15 protein-coding genes are annotated in these 14,881 nt (G+C 71.4%); 8 read left to right on the top strand and 7 right to left on the bottom strand.

Annotated features, from left to right (window positions below):
• From pdxS to NHL51_RS07175, 3 genes are all read left to right on the top strand, one after another.
• Complete coding sequence (pdxS, locus tag NHL51_RS07185) at positions 1-894, top strand: pyridoxal 5'-phosphate synthase lyase subunit PdxS (RefSeq protein WP_434142740.1); 894 nt, start codon at positions 1-3, stop codon at positions 892-894.
• Between the two features lie 165 nt (positions 895-1,059).
• The gene (locus tag NHL51_RS07180; protein ID WP_434142738.1) at positions 1,060-1,704 is read left to right on the top strand and encodes a TetR/AcrR family transcriptional regulator; all 645 of its coding nucleotides are present in this window, start codon (positions 1,060-1,062) and stop codon (positions 1,702-1,704) included.
• On the top strand, positions 1,704-2,690 hold the full coding sequence (locus NHL51_RS07175) for a DMT family transporter (protein WP_434142783.1): 987 nt from the start codon (positions 1,704-1,706) through the stop codon (positions 2,688-2,690). The genes NHL51_RS07180 and NHL51_RS07175 overlap by 1 nt, the downstream gene beginning before the upstream one ends.
• A gap of 11 nt (positions 2,691-2,701) precedes the next feature.
• Here the strand turns inward: NHL51_RS07175 and NHL51_RS07170 are convergent, their stop codons facing one another.
• Both NHL51_RS07170 and NHL51_RS07165 read right to left on the bottom strand, forming a co-directional pair.
• Positions 2,702-3,589: a DNA-methyltransferase gene (locus NHL51_RS07170; protein WP_434142737.1), complete on the bottom strand. Its 888-nt coding sequence runs from the start codon at positions 3,587-3,589 to the stop codon at positions 2,702-2,704.
• A complete protein-coding gene (locus NHL51_RS07165; protein WP_434142736.1) occupies positions 3,586-4,704 on the bottom strand; it encodes a 3-hydroxyisobutyryl-CoA hydrolase in 1,119 nt (372 codons plus the stop codon). The genes NHL51_RS07170 and NHL51_RS07165 overlap by 4 nt, the downstream gene beginning before the upstream one ends.
• Positions 4,705-4,784: 80 nt before the next feature.
• Here NHL51_RS07165 and NHL51_RS07160 point away from each other — a divergent pair, with 80 nt between their 5' ends.
• Genes NHL51_RS07160 through NHL51_RS07150 form a run of 3 tightly spaced genes read left to right on the top strand, consistent with a single transcriptional unit; the run spans position 4,785 to position 6,931 of the window.
• Entirely contained in the window at positions 4,785-5,621 is an 837-nt protein-coding gene (locus NHL51_RS07160; protein WP_434142735.1) for a DUF3097 family protein, read from the top strand.
• Positions 5,622-5,651: 30 nt separating this feature from the next.
• Positions 5,652-6,509, top strand: coding sequence for an arginase family protein (locus NHL51_RS07155; protein WP_434142734.1), 858 nt, complete (start codon positions 5,652-5,654; stop codon positions 6,507-6,509).
• A 53-nt stretch (positions 6,510-6,562) separates the two neighbouring features.
• Positions 6,563-6,931: a Fe-S oxidoreductase gene (locus NHL51_RS07150; RefSeq protein ID WP_434142782.1), complete on the top strand. Its 369-nt coding sequence runs from the start codon at positions 6,563-6,565 to the stop codon at positions 6,929-6,931.
• 24 nt (positions 6,932-6,955) lie between these two features.
• On the opposite strand, the gene NHL51_RS07145 is transcribed toward NHL51_RS07150, so the two are convergent.
• Both NHL51_RS07145 and NHL51_RS07140 read right to left on the bottom strand, forming a co-directional pair.
• Positions 6,956-7,222: a zf-HC2 domain-containing protein gene (locus tag NHL51_RS07145; protein ID WP_434142733.1), complete on the bottom strand. Its 267-nt coding sequence runs from the start codon at positions 7,220-7,222 to the stop codon at positions 6,956-6,958.
• Positions 7,219-7,842, bottom strand: a complete 624-nt coding sequence (locus NHL51_RS07140; RefSeq protein WP_434142732.1) for a sigma-70 family RNA polymerase sigma factor — start codon at positions 7,840-7,842, stop codon at positions 7,219-7,221. The genes NHL51_RS07145 and NHL51_RS07140 overlap by 4 nt, the downstream gene beginning before the upstream one ends.
• A 136-nt stretch (positions 7,843-7,978) precedes the next feature.
• Between NHL51_RS07140 and aroA the strand changes: the two genes are divergently transcribed.
• Together aroA and rsgA are read left to right on the top strand one after the other, a co-directional pair.
• Complete coding sequence (gene aroA / locus NHL51_RS07135) at positions 7,979-9,517, top strand: 3-phosphoshikimate 1-carboxyvinyltransferase (RefSeq protein ID WP_434142781.1); 1,539 nt, start codon at positions 7,979-7,981, stop codon at positions 9,515-9,517.
• 2 nt (positions 9,518-9,519) lie between these two features.
• Positions 9,520-10,578 (top strand): ribosome small subunit-dependent GTPase A, encoded by a 1,059-nt coding sequence (rsgA, locus tag NHL51_RS07130; RefSeq protein WP_434142731.1) that lies wholly within the window; start codon positions 9,520-9,522, stop codon positions 10,576-10,578.
• Between the two features lie 10 nt (positions 10,579-10,588).
• Here the strand turns inward: rsgA and NHL51_RS07125 are convergent, their stop codons facing one another.
• From NHL51_RS07125 to NHL51_RS07115, 3 genes are all read right to left on the bottom strand, one after another.
• Entirely contained in the window at positions 10,589-11,977 is a 1,389-nt protein-coding gene (locus NHL51_RS07125) for an APC family permease (RefSeq protein ID WP_434142729.1), read from the bottom strand.
• Positions 11,978-12,075: 98 nt separating this feature from the next.
• Positions 12,076-13,767 carry an amidase gene (locus NHL51_RS07120; RefSeq protein WP_434142728.1) on the bottom strand — a complete coding sequence of 564 codons (1,692 nt, stop codon included), beginning with the start codon at positions 13,765-13,767 and terminating at the stop codon, positions 12,076-12,078.
• Positions 13,764-14,807, bottom strand: a complete 1,044-nt coding sequence (locus NHL51_RS07115) for an agmatine deiminase family protein (RefSeq protein WP_434142727.1) — start codon at positions 14,805-14,807, stop codon at positions 13,764-13,766. The genes NHL51_RS07120 and NHL51_RS07115 overlap by 4 nt, the downstream gene beginning before the upstream one ends.
• Positions 14,808-14,881: the final 74 nt, after the last annotated feature.

Raw genomic sequence — 14,881 nt, 5'->3', positions numbered from 1 at the left:
ATGACTGAACTCGATACTCCGGAAACCACCTTCGTCAAGCGCGGACTCGCCGACCGTTTCGTCGGCGGCGTCATCATGGACGTCGTCACCGCCGAGCAGGCGCGCATCGCCGAGGCAGCAGGCGCCGTCGCCGTCATGGCGCTCGAGCGCGTCCCGGCCGACATCCGTGCGCAGGGCGGCGTCGCCCGCGCGAGCGACCCCGATCTCATCGACGCCATCCGGGCCGCCGTATCCATCCCGATCATGGCGAAGGCCCGCATCGGGCACTTCGTCGAGGCCCAGGTGCTCGAGGCGCTGGGCGTCGACTTCGTCGATGAGAGCGAGGTGCTCTCGCCCGCCGATTACGTGAACCACATCGACAAGCGCGGCTTCGCGGTCCCGTTCGTCTGCGGGGCCACGCATCTGGGCGAGGCGCTGCGTCGCATCGCCGAGGGCGCGGCGATGATCCGCTCGAAGGGCGAGGCCGGCACGGGCGACGTCTCCGAGGCGACGAAGCACATCCGCACGATCAGGAGCGAGATCGCACGGCTCGGCGTGCTGGGCGATGACGAGCTCTTCGTCGCAGCGAAGGAGCTGCAGGCGCCGTATGCGCTGGTCGCCGAGGTCGCGCGCACCGGCAAACTGCCGGTGCCGCTCTTCACGGCGGGCGGCGTCGCCACCCCGGCCGATGCGGCGATGATGATGCAGCTCGGCGCCGACGGCGTGTTCGTCGGTTCGGGCATCTTCAAGTCGGGCAACCCCGAAGCGCGCGCGACGGCCGTCGTCACGGCGACCGCGAATTCCACGGACGCGAAGCTGATCGCGGACGTCTCGCGCGGCCTCGGCGAGGCGATGGTCGGCATCAACGTCGCCGATCTGCCCGCACCGCACCGCCTCGCCGAGCGCGGCTGGTAGCCGGCGCCCGCTCCGCACGCCGCACAGACGGCCGCGAATGCGGGTTCTGGTGCAGAATCCGTCGAAAATTCCGCACCAGATCCCGCATGCGGCCTCGCCGGACTCGGACATGCACTGCCCATGCCGAAATTAGGTAGATCGGTCTACCTTGTTTATGATGTCTGCATGAGCGAAGCACTGCGCAACGGCGGCAAGAACCCGGGCCGACGACACGGATCGGCCCGACGTCGAATTCTGCACGCCGCCGCCGCCAGGTTCTACGCCGACGGCATCGCCGCGACCGGCATCGATGCGATCACGTCGGATGCCGGAGTCGCCAAGATGAGCCTCTACAACAACTTCGCGTCGAAGGCGGACCTGGTCGAGGCCTACATCGCCGCCCGCCATGACGAATGGCTCGCCCTGTACGAGGCGCGCCGGTCCGGCGCACGCACTCCGCTCGACCGGGTGCTCGCGGTATTCGACGCCTACATCGATCATGCCGAGCTGGGCTATGCCCATGGCTTCCGCGGGTGCGGGCTGCTGAACGCCGCAGCCGAACTCTCCGTCGGCGAGCCGGGCCGCGAAGCCGTGCGCCGCCACAAGGAGGAGGTCGAGGCCATTCTCCTCGACCCTCTGCGCGAACTGACGGGAGAGAGTCGAGCCGCCGAGACCGCGGAGCATTGCTCCTTCCTGCTCGAGGGGGCGGTCGCCCGGGCGGGTCTCGAGGGCGGCCCGTCCCGACTCCAGCACGCACGAGCTCTCGCCGAACGGCTGGTCACCGCTCTGCCGGCCGAAGAACGGCAGACGCGCGCCGAAGGCCGAGCATGATGCATCGCGACCGCACGATCGGCATCGCCATGCTGACCATCGCCTCCCTCGCATGGGGCACCACCGGCACCGCCGCAACCTTCGCTCCCGGCGTCGGGCCGCTCGCGATCGGAGCGGCGGCGCTCGGCATCGGCGGCATTCTTCAGGCGCTCATCGCACTCCCGCAGTTGCGGGCGAACCGGCACGAGTTGCGGGCGCGGGCCGGAATCGTCATGTTCGGGGCGATCGCCGTTGCAATCTACCCGCTCGCGTTCTACAGCTCGATGCATTTCGCGGGCGTCGCCATCGGCTCGGTCGTCTCGCTCGCCTCTGCGCCGATCGCATCGGGCCTGCTCGAGCGCCTCGTCGACGGCACCGGCCTCGGTCCGTGGTGGTGGTTCGCAGTCGGTCTCGGCATCATCGGCAGCGCCGCTCTCTGCGCCTCGCGGGCGACGATGAGTACCGGTTCGTTCCTCGAGACCACGACGGGAGTCGCGCTCGGACTCGCCGCGGGCGCCAGCTACGCCGCTTACTCTTGGTCCTCGTACCGGCTCATGCGCGCCGGGGTCGGGCGCGCTGCATCGATGGGGGCCGTTTTCGGTCTCGGCGGGATGCTGCTCATGCCCGTGCTGGCACTCACCGGAGCCCCGATCTTCGAATCCCCCGGCAATATGGCCGTTGCAGCGTACATGGCTCTCGTGCCGATGTTCCTCGGCTATGTGCTCTTCGGCGTCGCCCTGACGAGGGTGAGCGCGAGTACGGCGACGACCGTCACCCTGCTCGAACCCGCGATCGCGACCGTGCTCGCGGTGCTCATCGTCGGCGAACGACTCGGACCGCTCGGCTGGGCGGGTCTCGGCTGCATCGCGATCGTGCTCGTCGTGCTGACGCTCGCGCCCGGCGCGGAGAGCGCCACGACGAACACCGCCGCACGGACGACCGCGGAACCGGCATCCCGTGCGGCATCCGTCAGGAGTTCTGCGGCGGCTCCCGCCCCGCCGAGGTGAGAGCCGCGGCCTCAGACGAAGCGCGTTCCGGGCCCCGCGAGCCGGCCCCGCATGACCTCGATCGCGGCGGGGTTCTCGTCGATCAGGACGAAGCGCCGTCCGAGCTCCGCCGCCGCCGCCCCCGCCGTGCCGCTGCCGGCGAAGGCGTCGAGCACCCAGTCGCCGGGCCGGGACGACGCCTGCACGATACGGCGCAGCACTCCGAGCGGCTTCTGCGTCGGGTACCCGGTGCGTTCCCCGCCCGTCGGCGAGACGATGGTATGCCACCAGGTGTCGGTCGGCAGCTTGCCGAGCGCGGCCTTCTCGGCGGTCACGAGCCCCGGTGCCATATAGGGCTCGCGGTCGACGGCCTCGGCGTCGAAGTAGTAGTGATCGGGCAGCTTCGCGTAGACGAGGATGTTGTCGTGCTTCGCTGGCCACCGGCGCTTCGCCCGCGCCCCGTAGTCGTACGCCCAGATGATCTCGTTGATGAAGCACTCCGGGCCGAACAGCGCGTCGAGCATCACCTTCGCGTAGTGCACCTCGCGGTAGTCGAGGTGCAGGTAGAGCAGCCCGTCGGGCGAGAGCACGCGCCAGGCCTCTTCGAGACGGGGCTCGAGGAAGGCCCAGTAGTCGCCGAAGCGGTCGTCGTACGATTCGAGCGCGCGACGGGTCGCGCTGTAGCCCTGGCCTCGGAAGCCGAGCCGCGTGCCGCCGCCGGCTCCCGGTTCCGAGGCTCGGACCACGTCCACGCGCTCCGCACGGCGCTCGCGCCCGGTGTTGAACGGAGGGTCGAGGTAGACGACCGCGAAGCGGCTGCCGGGCAGGCTGCGCAGAATCGGCAGGTTGTCGCCCGCGAAGACGAGGTTCGGGCCCGCCTCATCCCACGCAGCGAGCCCCTTCCCGTCAGCGCCGCTCACAGGCCGATCGGCGGCTCGTCGACGAGCGGCATCGGGTCGAGCACTCGGGCGAGCTCGGCCTCGTCGATCACCTCGATCGACGTCGGCCGCCACCGCGGGTCGCGATCCTTGTCGATGACCTGCGCGCGCACGCCCTCGGCGAAGTCGGGGCGCACGCTGAGGCGGCCGAGCACACGCAGGTCGTCCTCGAGCACCGCCCGCAGGTCGAGGGATGCGCGGCGCGTGCGCGAGATCTGCGCGAGCGTGACGGCGACCGACACGGGGCACATGCCCCGCACGGTCTCAGCGGTCGCGGCGGCATCGGCCGCGCCCTCGCCGCCCGCCGCCGCTGCGGCGTCGAGGCCAGCCAGGAGCCGCAGTGCCGCCTCGCGCGGCTGCGCCTCGACGTCGGCGAGGGCGGCCTCCGCGATCGGATCCCACCAGGTGCGCGCCGCGGCCACGGCCGATGCGGGCGCGGGCTCCGAGAAGCGCGCGCAGGCCGCTCCCGGCTCCTCCCCCGCTTCGAGCGCTGCGGCGAGTGCCCCGAGCCGCTCGGCAGGCACGAAATAATCGGCGAACCCGAGGGCGATGGCGTCGCCCGCGGCCATCTCGCCCGAGGTCACCGCGAGCAGTTCTCCGAGCCGGCCGGGCGCACGCGCGAGCAGCAGGTGGCCGCCGACGTCGGGCACGATACCGATGCGCACCTCGGGCATCGCGAGGCGACTGCGTTCGGTGACGACGCGGTGCTGAGCATGGCCGGTGAGACCGATGCCGCCGCCCATGGTGACGCCGTCCATGAAGCCGACGACGGGCGTCCGGGAGACCCCGATCATGTGGTCGACGCGGTACTCGATCGCGAGGATGTCGCGGGCTCCGGTGCCGCTCGCCGCGAGCTCCTTGATATCGCCGCCGCCGCAGAACCCGCGCTCGCCCGCGCCATCGAGCAGGATGGCGCTGCCGTCGGCCTCGCCGACCGCGGTCTCGAGCGCGAGGAACATCTCGCGGTTCAGCGCGTTGATCGCCCGCGGCCGGTTCAGCGTGATGCGAGTGATCGCTCCCGACCGCCTGGCGATGATGAGCGGTTCGGGCGCGGTGTTCGCGGCCTCGGTCGACGTCGATGCAGTGGCGTTGCTCATGGCAGCACCGTAGCAGCACGCCGGGCGACTCGTCGCGCGCGACGGGACGGTGCGCCCGCCTGCGGGTAGGCTCGGTTCTCGTGTTCGATTCTCGCTACGACAACGACCCCGTCTCACGCATGCGACCGCGGCGCGGGCCCGTGCAGCGCCGGCAGGTGCCGCTGTCGAAGGGGCTCGTGGTCGAGCACACCGAGACGGAATGGTGCGGGGCGGTCGTGGGGGCCCGCGAAGGCCTGGTGCAGCTCGAGGACTTCGGCGGCAAGGTGCGCGCGTTCCCCGTGAACGACGGGTTCCTCATCGACGGCGAGCCCGTCGTGCTGGTGCTGCCGAAGCGGCAGCCTGCCGGCCGGCAGCGCACGGCTTCGGGCTCGTTCGCAGTCGCCGAGCAGCGGGCCCGGGTCGCGATGCCGAGCCGCATCTTCGTCGAGGGCAAGCACGATGCCGAGCTCGTCGAGCAGGTGTGGGGCGACGACCTGCGCGTCGAGGGCGTCGTGGTCGAACTGCTGCAGGGCGCCGACAACCTCGAGGCGGTGCTCGCCGAGTTCGGGCCCGGTCGGGGGCGTCGCGCGGGCGTACTGCTCGATCACCTCGTACGCGGCAGCAAGGAGACGCGGATCGCCGATGCGATCGCCCGAGGCCCGCACGGCGGCCACGTGCTCATCGTCGGCCACCCGTTCGTCGATATCTGGCAGGCGGTGAAGCCGGGGCGCGTCGGGCTCGAGGCCTGGCCGACGATTCCGCGCGAGATCGAGTGGAAGGCGGGCATCTGCCGCGCGCTCGGCTGGCCGCCGGACGAACCGGCGGATATCGCGGACGCCTGGTCGCGGATCCGCGGGCGCGTGCGCGATTTCCGCGACCTCGAACCCGAGCTCGTCGGTCGCGTCGAGCATCTCATCGACTTCGTCACCGCCGCCTGATCCCCACCATTCGGGAGTATTCTGTTCGACATGTCGAACCCCGTGTTTCTGGTGATGCCGCAGTGGCAGGGGTCGCCGTCGTCACGCGCCATGCAGCTCGCCGACGGCGCCCGGTTGCTGCGGGAGGATCTGCCGAGCGCGGCCACCCGCGAAGTCGCGGTGCCGCTCGAGGCGGGCGATGCGATGGGCACGCCGGTCGCCCGACTGAGCAGTCTGCTGAGCGCCCGCGAGGCGGCGCGCGAAGCCCTCGCCCGCGCCGACGGGCCGGCCATCATCGTGGGCGGCGACTGCGCGTCGTCGCTCCCGGGTCTCGAGGCGGCGGCCGCGAGCGGTGACGGCGCGCTCGCGGTGCTCTGGTTCGACGCGCACCCCGACCTGCAGCATCCGAGCACGTCGCCATCGGGCGCGGCTTCGGGCATGACGCTGCGGCACGCGCTCGGCGACGGTTCCCCCGACCTCGCGTCGGCGCATCCGATCGACACCGCGGCGCTCACCCTCGTCGGCGTGCGCGCGAGCGACCCCGAGGAGGGCGAGGAGGTCGACCGGCTCGGCATCTCGACCATCGGCCCCGCGATCGACCTCGACGGGCCCGAAGAGCTCGCGGCGCGGATCGCTGGCCGGCTCGCCGAACTCGGCGCCGAACGCGTCTACGTGCATATCGACCTCGACGTGCTCGACCCGTCGGAGTTCGCGGCCGTCCACTCGCCGGTGCCGTTCGGCCTCACGGTGGCGCAGCTCACGGCGGCGGTCCGCGCCGCCGTCGCCGCGCTGCCGCTCGCGGGGGCCGCGATCTGCGAGTTCGCGCCCGCGGATGCCGAGCTCGCGGCCGATGACCTGCCGACCGTGCTGCGCGTGCTCGCGGCCCTCACCTCCGGTACGGCGCGTTGACGGGCGCCCCGCCGTCGGCTGCGGCGACCGCTGCGGCGAGCCGCTACGACGGGATGGCGCCCTGGCCCCTCGCCCGTCTCGGCTACTGGTACGCGACGGCCGTCGGCTTCGCCTGGGGGGCGATGCTCAGCACCGGCCGCGTGCGCAGGCACCACGGCATGTGGGTGTTCACCGGGCTGCCCCGCTGGGCGTTCAAGCGCGGCGGGGTCTGCGTCGGGGCGTGCTATCTCACCGACCGCAACGTGGGCACGGCCGTGCTGCGGCACGAGCTCGTGCATGTCGAGCAGTGGCGCCACTACGGGTTCGCGATGCCGCTGCTCTATCTCTTCGCCGGCAGCGACCCGCTGCGCAACCGGTTCGAGATCGAAGCCGGTCTCGAAGACGGCGGGTACGTGCGCCGGGGCCGGCCCGGCGCACGCTGATCCCTGGCGGGCCCGCCGCAGCCGTCAGGCCGGCTGCTGCTTCGGGCTCAGCGCGGCGAGGATCGCCGCACGCAGCTCCTCGGGCGGGCAGTTGTTGTCGCGCTCGTCCTCGCACGCACGGCGCACGACATCGGTGAGGCTGATGCACACCGTCTGCTCGTCCTGGCAGTGCGCGCAGGTCTCCAGGTGCTCTCGGATCGGTGCGGACTCCTCAGCGCACAGCTCACCGCGCAGCATCTCGTAGAGGTTGGCCTTGGCCTTCTCGCAACCGCAATCGCCTGTCTGGCTCATCGGGCGTTCCCTCCTGTGCTCTTCGCGTCGTCCTTAGCAAGTCCAACGCCCTGCTCGCGTGCGTATTCCCCGAGCGACTTGCGCAACCTGGCGCGCCCCCGGTGCAGGCGGCTCATCACCGTGCCGATCGGCACCTCGGCGATATCCGCGATCTCCTGATAGCTGAACCCTTCGACGTCGGCGAGGTACACGGCGAGGCGGAAGTCCTCGGGCAGGTCGTTGAGCGCCTGCGATACCACCGAGTCGGGGGTGCGGTCGATCGCCTCGGCCTCGGCCGAACGCGCCGACATCGCCGTCGTCGACTCGGCGCCGCCGAGCTGCCAGTCCTCGAGCTCGTCGACCGCGCCCAGATACGGTTCGCGCTGGCGCTTGCGGTAGGTGTTGATGTAGCTGTTCGTCATGATGCGGTACAGCCAGGCCTTGAGGTTCGTGCCCTCCGTGAACGACCCGAAGGCCGAGTACGCCTTGAGATAGGTCTCCTGCACCAGATCCTGCGCATCCTGGGGATTGCGCGTCATCTTCATCGCCGCGCCGTACAGCTGGTCGAGCAGCGGCAGCGCGTCGGCGGTGAATCGCGCTTCCAGTCGCTTCTGGTCTTCTCCTACCGGCGTATCGCTCACCCTCCCGATCCTAGCCCGCCGATCCCGTCCGTTCCCGCAGCCCGTCCCGGCATCGCCGGGCGCCGAGGCGGACTCGCCAGGGATCAGGCCCCGCTCCGGCCCGCCGGGTAGACTCGGGGGCGTGTTCGAAGCGAAGATGAACAAGGGCAAAGACGGCGAAGAGATCGGGGCGGTAGACGTGCCCGATGACGAGTCGACGGCGTGGGCCGCTCCCCCGGCCGCAGGCCCCGTGTCGGCCCGCGTGCCGATGCCGAGTTCGAAGTCGCTCACCGGCCGGGAGCTGATCCTCGCCGCGCTCGCCGACGGGCCGAGCGTGCTGCACAATCCGCTGCGATCGCGCGACTCCGACCTCATGGTCGATGCGCTGCGCGCGCTCGGCACCGGTTTCGAGACGATCGAGACGGGCAACCCCTACGGGCCCGACCTGCGCATCACGCCGGCCGAGGAGCTGATCGGCTCGACGAGCATCGCCTGCGGGCTCGCCGGCACCGTGATGCGCTTCGTGCCCGGCGTGGCGGCGCTCGCGCTCGGCCCGGTCTCGTTCGACGGCGACCCGTACGCCCGCAAGCGCCCGATGCGCCCCGTGCTCGATGCGCTGCGCGCGCTCGGCGCGGACATCGCTGACGAGGGCCGCGGGTTCCTCCCCTTCACCGTGCACGGCGGCGGGTCGCTGCGCGGCGGCCGAGTGGAGGTGGACGCGTCGCTCTCGAGCCAGTTCGTGTCGGCGCTGCTCTTGGCCGCTCCCCGCTTCGACGAGGGCGTGCACGTGGTGCACGTCGGCGACCGGGTGCCGAGCATCCCGCACATCGAGATGACGATGGAGACGCTGCGGGCGCGCGGCGTCGACGTGTCGTCGCCGACCGTCGGCGAATGGGTCGTGAAGCCCGGGCCGATCCGTGCGGTCGATACGCGCATCGAGCCCGACCTGTCGAACGCGGCACCGTTCCTCGCCGCCGCGGTCGCCGCCGGCGGCAGCGTCACGGTTCCCGATTGGCCGACGTCGACGACGCAGGTGGGCGATCAGCTGCGCACGCTGCTGCCGGAGTTCGGCGCGACCGCGGAGCTCGCGGCCGACGGCTCGCTCACGGTCTCGGGCGACGGCCGGCTGCGCGGGGTGCGGCTGCACGTACCCGAGGCGGGCGAGCTCTCGCCGACGCTCGTCGGCCTCGCGGCGCTCGCCGGCGCGCAGGGGCATGCGAGCGAGATCACCGGCATCGGGCACATCCGCCACCACGAGACCGACCGCATCGCGGCGCTCGTGGCCGAGGTCAACCGTCTCGGCGGCAGGGCCGAGGAGCTCGAGGACGGCATCGCCATCCACCCCGCCGAGCTGCACGGCGGCCTGTGGGGCGCGTACGCCGACCACCGCATGGCGACGACCGGCGCCGTGCTCGGCCTGAGCGTGCCCGGCGTCGAGGTCGACGACATCGGCTCCACGTCGAAGACGATGCCGCTGTTCACCGAGATGTGGGCCGGCATGCTCGACGGCGGCGACGGTCTGCCGCAGACGCAGACGTCGCCGGAGTCGCGCGAGAGCACTCACGAGGGCGGCGATCTGCTGGGCGATCTCATCGGCGGAGCCTTCTCGGGCGGCGAGGCGGTCGTGCGCGGCACCGGCAGCATCATCGGTTCGATCGGTCGCGGCATCGCCCGTGGAATCTCGGAGCTGGACTGACGGTGAGCTGGCTACCGCTCGACGACGAGGACGAGACGCCGTACGGTGAGTACGCCGATCACCGCGTGCGCGAGCGCCCGAACCCGAAGGGCAACCGGCCCCGGACGAAGCGCCGCCCCGAGCACGCGGATGCCATCGTCGCGATGATCACCGGGGTCGACCGCGGCCGTTACACGGCGCTCGTCGCGGAGGGCGCGGACCCGGCATCGCCCGTCGAACGCACCGTCGTCGCCGCCCGGGCCCGCGAACTGCGCCGCACCCCGATCGTCATCGGCGACCGCGTGCAGCTCGTCGGCGACACGAGCGGAGCCGAGGGCGCGCTCTGCCGCATCATCGGCCTCGAGGAGCGCCGTACCCTGCTGCGCCGCAGCGCCGACGACAGCGACCGCTTCGAGCGCGTCATGGTCTCGAACGCCGACCAGATGCTCATCGTCGTGGCCGCGGCGAACCCCGAACCCCGGGTGCGCCTCGTCGATCGCTATCTCGTAGCCGCGTACGATGCCGGCATCAGGCCGCTCATCTGCATCACGAAGACCGACCTCGCCGACCCCGAGCCGTTCCTCGCCCACTTCGCCGCCCTCGAGGTGCCGATCTTCCGCTCGGCCCCGGGCACGTGGCCGCTCGCCGAGATCCGCGAAGCGCTGGCGGGCCGCACGACGGTGTTCGTCGGGCATTCGGGCGTCGGCAAGTCGACCCTCATCAACGAGCTCGTGCCCGAGGCCGAGCGCGCCACGGGCCACGTCAACGAGGTCACCGGCCGAGGCCGGCACACCTCGTCGTCATCGGTCGCGCTGCGGGCGGCCACCCCGGGCGTTCCGGCCGGGGACTCGGGCTGGGTGATCGACACGCCGGGCGTGCGGTCGTTCGGGCTCGGCCACGTCACGAGCGACAGCATCCTGCGCGGGTTCACCGACCTCGCCGCACTGATTGAGGAGTGCCCGCGCGGGTGCACGCACCAGGCGGACGCCCCCGACTGCGAGCTCGACGCCGCGATCGCCGACGGCCGCCTCGACGCCGCCGGGGCGCTGCGGGTCGACTCCCTGCGACGCCTGCTGAAGTAGCTGGCCGGGCTCACTCCGAGACGCGCACGATTCCCGTCGGCAGTTCGTCCGCCTCGTCGAACGCGAGCTCGGGGGTCGGGCGACGGAACCCGCGGGTGAGTACCAGCAGGTAGACGATGCCGACGCCCGCCCAGATGAGGCCGACCGTCATCGCGAGCCCGTCCAGGCCGACCCAGAGCGCCGCGTTGATCAGGAGCCCGATGCCAGGCACCACCGTCCAGGCGAACGTCGAGCCCGCGGCGTGGTTCGTGCGGCGGTGCCTGATCCAGAATGCGATCACCGACAGGTTCACGAACGCGAATGCGGTGAACGCGCCGAAGTTGATGAGCGAGGTGGCGGCGTTCAGGTCGAGCTTCAGGGCGACGAGCGCGATCGCCCCGACCAGCACGATGTTGCAGACCGGCGTGCCGAACCTCGGGCTCACGTAGCCGAACACCTTCCGCAGCAGGATGCCGTCGCGCCCCATCGCGAAGAGCAGGCGCGAGGCACTCAACTGCGATGCGAGGCCCGACGAGACCACGGAGATCGTAGCACCGACGAGGAAGAGCGTCTGGAAGACGATGCCGCCGATGAAGAGCGCGAGATACGGCGATGCGCCCTCGATGTCGTCGGCGATCGCACGCAGCGATTCGAGGTCGGGAACGAGCGTCTGCATGATGTAGGTGATCGCGATGAAGAAGGCCGCACCGAGCGCGGCGATCCACATGATGGCCCACGGCACCGTGCGGCGCGGATCGACCGTTTCCTCGGACAGGGTCGTGACGGCGTCGAAGCCGAGGAACGCGAGGGCGAGCACCGAAGCGCCGCCGATGAGGCTCGTCATGTCGGCGGACATCGAGTAGAACGGGGCGAAGGTGAAGCTCAGCGCATCGTCGGCGAGGATCGCCCGGAACGTGAGCACGGCGAACACGATCGCGAGGAGCGCTTGGAAGACCACCATGATCATGTTCGCCGCGGCGCTGATGCGCACGCCGACGATGTTGAGCACGGTGATGAGGACGAGCAGGCCGACGATCCACACCCACCCGGGTACCTCGGGGAACTGCGCGGACAGATAGATCTTCGCGAGCAGCGCGTTGATCATCGGCAGGAACAGGTAGTCGAGCAGCGCGACCCAGCCGACGAGGAAGCCGACCGGGGCCGCGATCGTGCGACGGGCGTAGGTGTAGGCGGAGCCGGCGGAGGGGTAGACCCGCACCATCTTCGCGTAGCTGAGGGCGGTGAAGAGCACCGCGATGGTGACGATGATGTACGACATCGGCACATGGCCGCGGGTCGCCTCGGACACGATGCCGAAGGTATCGAAGACCGCGAACGGCGACATGTATGCGAGGCCGATGAATACGACGTGCCGCTGCTTGAGGCTGCGGCGAAGGGTCACGGGGGCGGGCGTGGTCATGGTGCTTACTTCCTTGTACAGCATGAGGGGTCGAACGGTGCGCGGGAGCTCTGCTCGATCCGCCGGGGCCGCGGGGGCGCGGCACCGGCGGGCCGGCGCTAGAGGCGCGGGGTGCGGGGCGGCTCGGTACGGCGGTCGCCCGTCGCTTCGAAGGCGAGCCCGAGTGCGAGGAGGGCGGTGTCGTCGTAGGCCCGCCCCGCGAAGGTGAGCCCGACCGGCATGCCGAGATCGCGCATCGTGCCCATCGGCACGGTCACGGTCGGGATCCCGAGATGCCGGGGCACGAGATTGCCGTTGGCGACCCAGACGCCGTTGCGCCATCCCGCATCGGCGGACTCGGGGTTCACATCCATGTCGGCGGGGCCGACGTCGGCGACTGCGGGGAACGCGACGGCGTCGAGACCGAGCGCCTCCATCCAGGCCTCGAGGTCGATGCGGCGCGTCTCCTCGAGCCCTTTGAGGCCCTCCTCGAGATGCGGGATCTCGGCGACGCCCGCGTAGGGATGCGCCGCGACCTGCGCCGGGTACTCGGCGATGTCGTCGTCGAATCCGGTGTAGCGGTCGGGCAGAGCGCCCTCCGGCGCCGGGAAGATGCGCGATCCCTCCACCTGCGTCAGCGTCGGGAGGGCCGGGTCGCCGTTGGCGCGCAGGAAGTCGTCCCATGCCCAAGCCGAGAGGTCGACGATCTCGCTGCGCAGATACTCGGGGCTCACGAGCCCGCGGGTCGCGAGAGTCGGGGCGCCGGCGCGGTCGCCCTCGTAGTTCGTGACGACGGGAAAGTCGACCACCACGATCTCGGCGCCCGCCGCTTCGAGGCCGCGCCGCGCCGATTCCCACAGCTCCAGCACCGAGGCCCGGGTGACGATCCGCTCCCCCGTCGGGCCGCCGATCGTCGTGCCGGTGCCGGCCTCGGCGTCGGCGTTGATGTACATCGCCGGCACGCCGATGCGCTTGCCTCGCAGCTCTGCGGGCGCGAGCGCGGGATACGAGGCCGGGCGCACGTCGGAGGCCCGCGGGATCTCGACCCACGGCTGCACGCGCCAGAAGTCTCCGCGCGTCTCGGCGTCGTCGGCGACGATCACGTCGAGCACTTCGAGCAGGTCGGCCATCGAGCGCGTGTGCGGCACGACGACGTCCATCGTCGGCACGAGCGACCAGTTGCCGCGCACCGAGATCACGCCGCGGCTCGGCGTGTAGGCGCACAGCGCATTGTTCGATGCGGGGGCGCGGCCGCTCGACCAGGTCTCCTCGCCGAGCCCGAATGCGGCGAAGCTCGCGGCCGTGGCGGTGCCCGAGCCGTTGGAGGAACCGGAGGCGAATGCGCTCGTCAGCCAGGCGGCGCTGTACGGGCTCTCGGCCCGGCCGTAGACGCCGCGCTGCATGCCGCCGTTCGCCATGGGCGGCATGTTCGTGAGGCCGAGGCAGATCGCGCCGCCGGCTCGCAGACGCTCGATGGTGAAGGCGTCGCGCTGCGCGACGAGGTCGGCGAATGCCGGCGACCCGGAGGCCGCGGTGAGGCCGGTGACGAGGTAGCTGTTCTTCGCCGTGTAGGGGATGCCGTCGAGCGGGCCGAGGGTGCGGCCGGCCGCGCGGCGCGCGTCGGAGGATTCGGCCTCGGCCAGTGCCTCGTCGTTGCGCACCACCACCGCGTTCAGCGCGGTGGCCGTACCGGGCGCATCGTAGGCATCGATGCGCCCGAGGTAGGCGCGCACGAGGTCCGCGCTCGTCGCGGCGCCCGATTCGAGCGCCGCTCGGAGGTCTGCGATCGAGGCCTCGACGACATCGATCACGAGGCGGCCCCCGGCAGGCGCGGCTGCTGCTGGGTGATGCAGTGGATGCCGCCGCCGCGTGCGAAGATCGGCCGCGAGTCGACCGTCACCGCGCGGCGCCCCGGGTATGCGCCCTCGAGGATCTCGCGCGCACGCGCATCCGCGGCATCTTCGCCGAACCCGCAGACGACGATGCCGTCGTTCACCACGAGGTGGTTGATGTAGCTCCAGTCCACGAAGCCCTCGTCGTCGCGCAGCGCCGCAGGCGCCGGGACGTCGATGATCTCGAGGCTGCGCCCGGCAGCGTCGGTCTCGGCCTCGAGCATCGCCTTCAGTTCCCGCGTCACCGCGTGGTCCGGGTGCGACGGGTCGTCCTGGCGGTGCAGCAGCACGCGGCCGGGCGAAGCGAAGGCGGCGACGATGTCGACGTGGCCGCGCGTGCCGAACTCGTCGTAGTCGCGGGTGAGGCCGCGCGGCAGCCAGATCGCTTTCCGGGCCCCGATGGTGCGGGCCATCTCGGCGTCGACGCGCGCGCGGTCGGCGTACGGGTTGCGGTTCGGGTCGAGCTGCACCGTCTCGGTGAGCAGCACGGTGCCCTCGCCGTCGACGTGGATGCCGCCGCCCTCGTTGACGAGCACCGAGCTCACGAGCTCGGCGCCGACGCGCTCGGCGATGATGCGGGCGATGCCGGCGGAGACCTGCCATTCGGCCCAGGCCGGCGCTCCCCAGCCGTTGAAGATCCAGTCGACGGCGCCGAGCACGCCTGGGCGCTCGTCGTCGAGCACGAAGGTCGGCCCGAAGTCGCGCATCCAGAACTCGTCGAGCGGCGATTCCACGATCTCGACGTCGCTGCCGAGCATGCGCTTCGCGCGCTCCGTCTCAGTGGGGTCGACGACCATGGTCACGGGCTCGAACTCCGCGATCGCGAGGGCGGTATCGGTCCAGGCGCGGTACGCGGTCTCCTGGTACTCGGCTCCCTCGCCCAGAGTGGTGCCCGCGCGCGGGAATGCCATCCAGGTGCGCTCGTGCGCGTCGCCTTCGTGCGGCATACGCCAGCCCATATCGTCTCCTTCGTCGATTCTGCGGCTCGCCCCGAGTCGCCGGGTCGAGCGGTGCGATCCGCATCGCACCGAAG

This window comes from Leucobacter sp. gxy201 (assembly GCF_051043335.1).
Classification (GTDB): domain Bacteria; phylum Actinomycetota; class Actinomycetes; order Actinomycetales; family Microbacteriaceae; genus Leucobacter.
Note: the sequence above shows the minus strand (reverse complement) of the source record. Positions and strands in the feature narration are given on the sequence as shown.

What these genes read in the sequence shown, in the direction of transcription:
- pdxS (WP_434142740.1), top strand. Translation starts at nt 1, where the DNA reads ATGACTGAACTCGATACTCCGGAAACCACCTTCGTCAAGCGCGGACTC.
- NHL51_RS07180 (WP_434142738.1), top strand. Translation starts at nt 1,060, where the DNA reads ATGAGCGAAGCACTGCGCAACGGCGGCAAGAACCCGGGCCGACGACAC.
- NHL51_RS07175 (WP_434142783.1), top strand. Translation starts at nt 1,704, where the DNA reads ATGCATCGCGACCGCACGATCGGCATCGCCATGCTGACCATCGCCTCC.
- NHL51_RS07165 (WP_434142736.1), bottom strand. Translation starts at nt 4,704, where the DNA reads ATGAGCAACGCCACTGCATCGACGTCGACCGAGGCCGCGAACACCGCG.
- NHL51_RS07155 (WP_434142734.1), top strand. Translation starts at nt 5,652, where the DNA reads ATGTCGAACCCCGTGTTTCTGGTGATGCCGCAGTGGCAGGGGTCGCCG.
- NHL51_RS07150 (WP_434142782.1), top strand. Translation starts at nt 6,563, where the DNA reads ATGGCGCCCTGGCCCCTCGCCCGTCTCGGCTACTGGTACGCGACGGCC.
- NHL51_RS07145 (WP_434142733.1), bottom strand. Translation starts at nt 7,222, where the DNA reads ATGAGCCAGACAGGCGATTGCGGTTGCGAGAAGGCCAAGGCCAACCTC.
- aroA (WP_434142781.1), top strand. Translation starts at nt 7,979, where the DNA reads ATGAACAAGGGCAAAGACGGCGAAGAGATCGGGGCGGTAGACGTGCCC.
- NHL51_RS07125 (WP_434142729.1), bottom strand. Translation starts at nt 11,977, where the DNA reads ATGACCACGCCCGCCCCCGTGACCCTTCGCCGCAGCCTCAAGCAGCGG.
- NHL51_RS07115 (WP_434142727.1), bottom strand. Translation starts at nt 14,807, where the DNA reads ATGGGCTGGCGTATGCCGCACGAAGGCGACGCGCACGAGCGCACCTGG.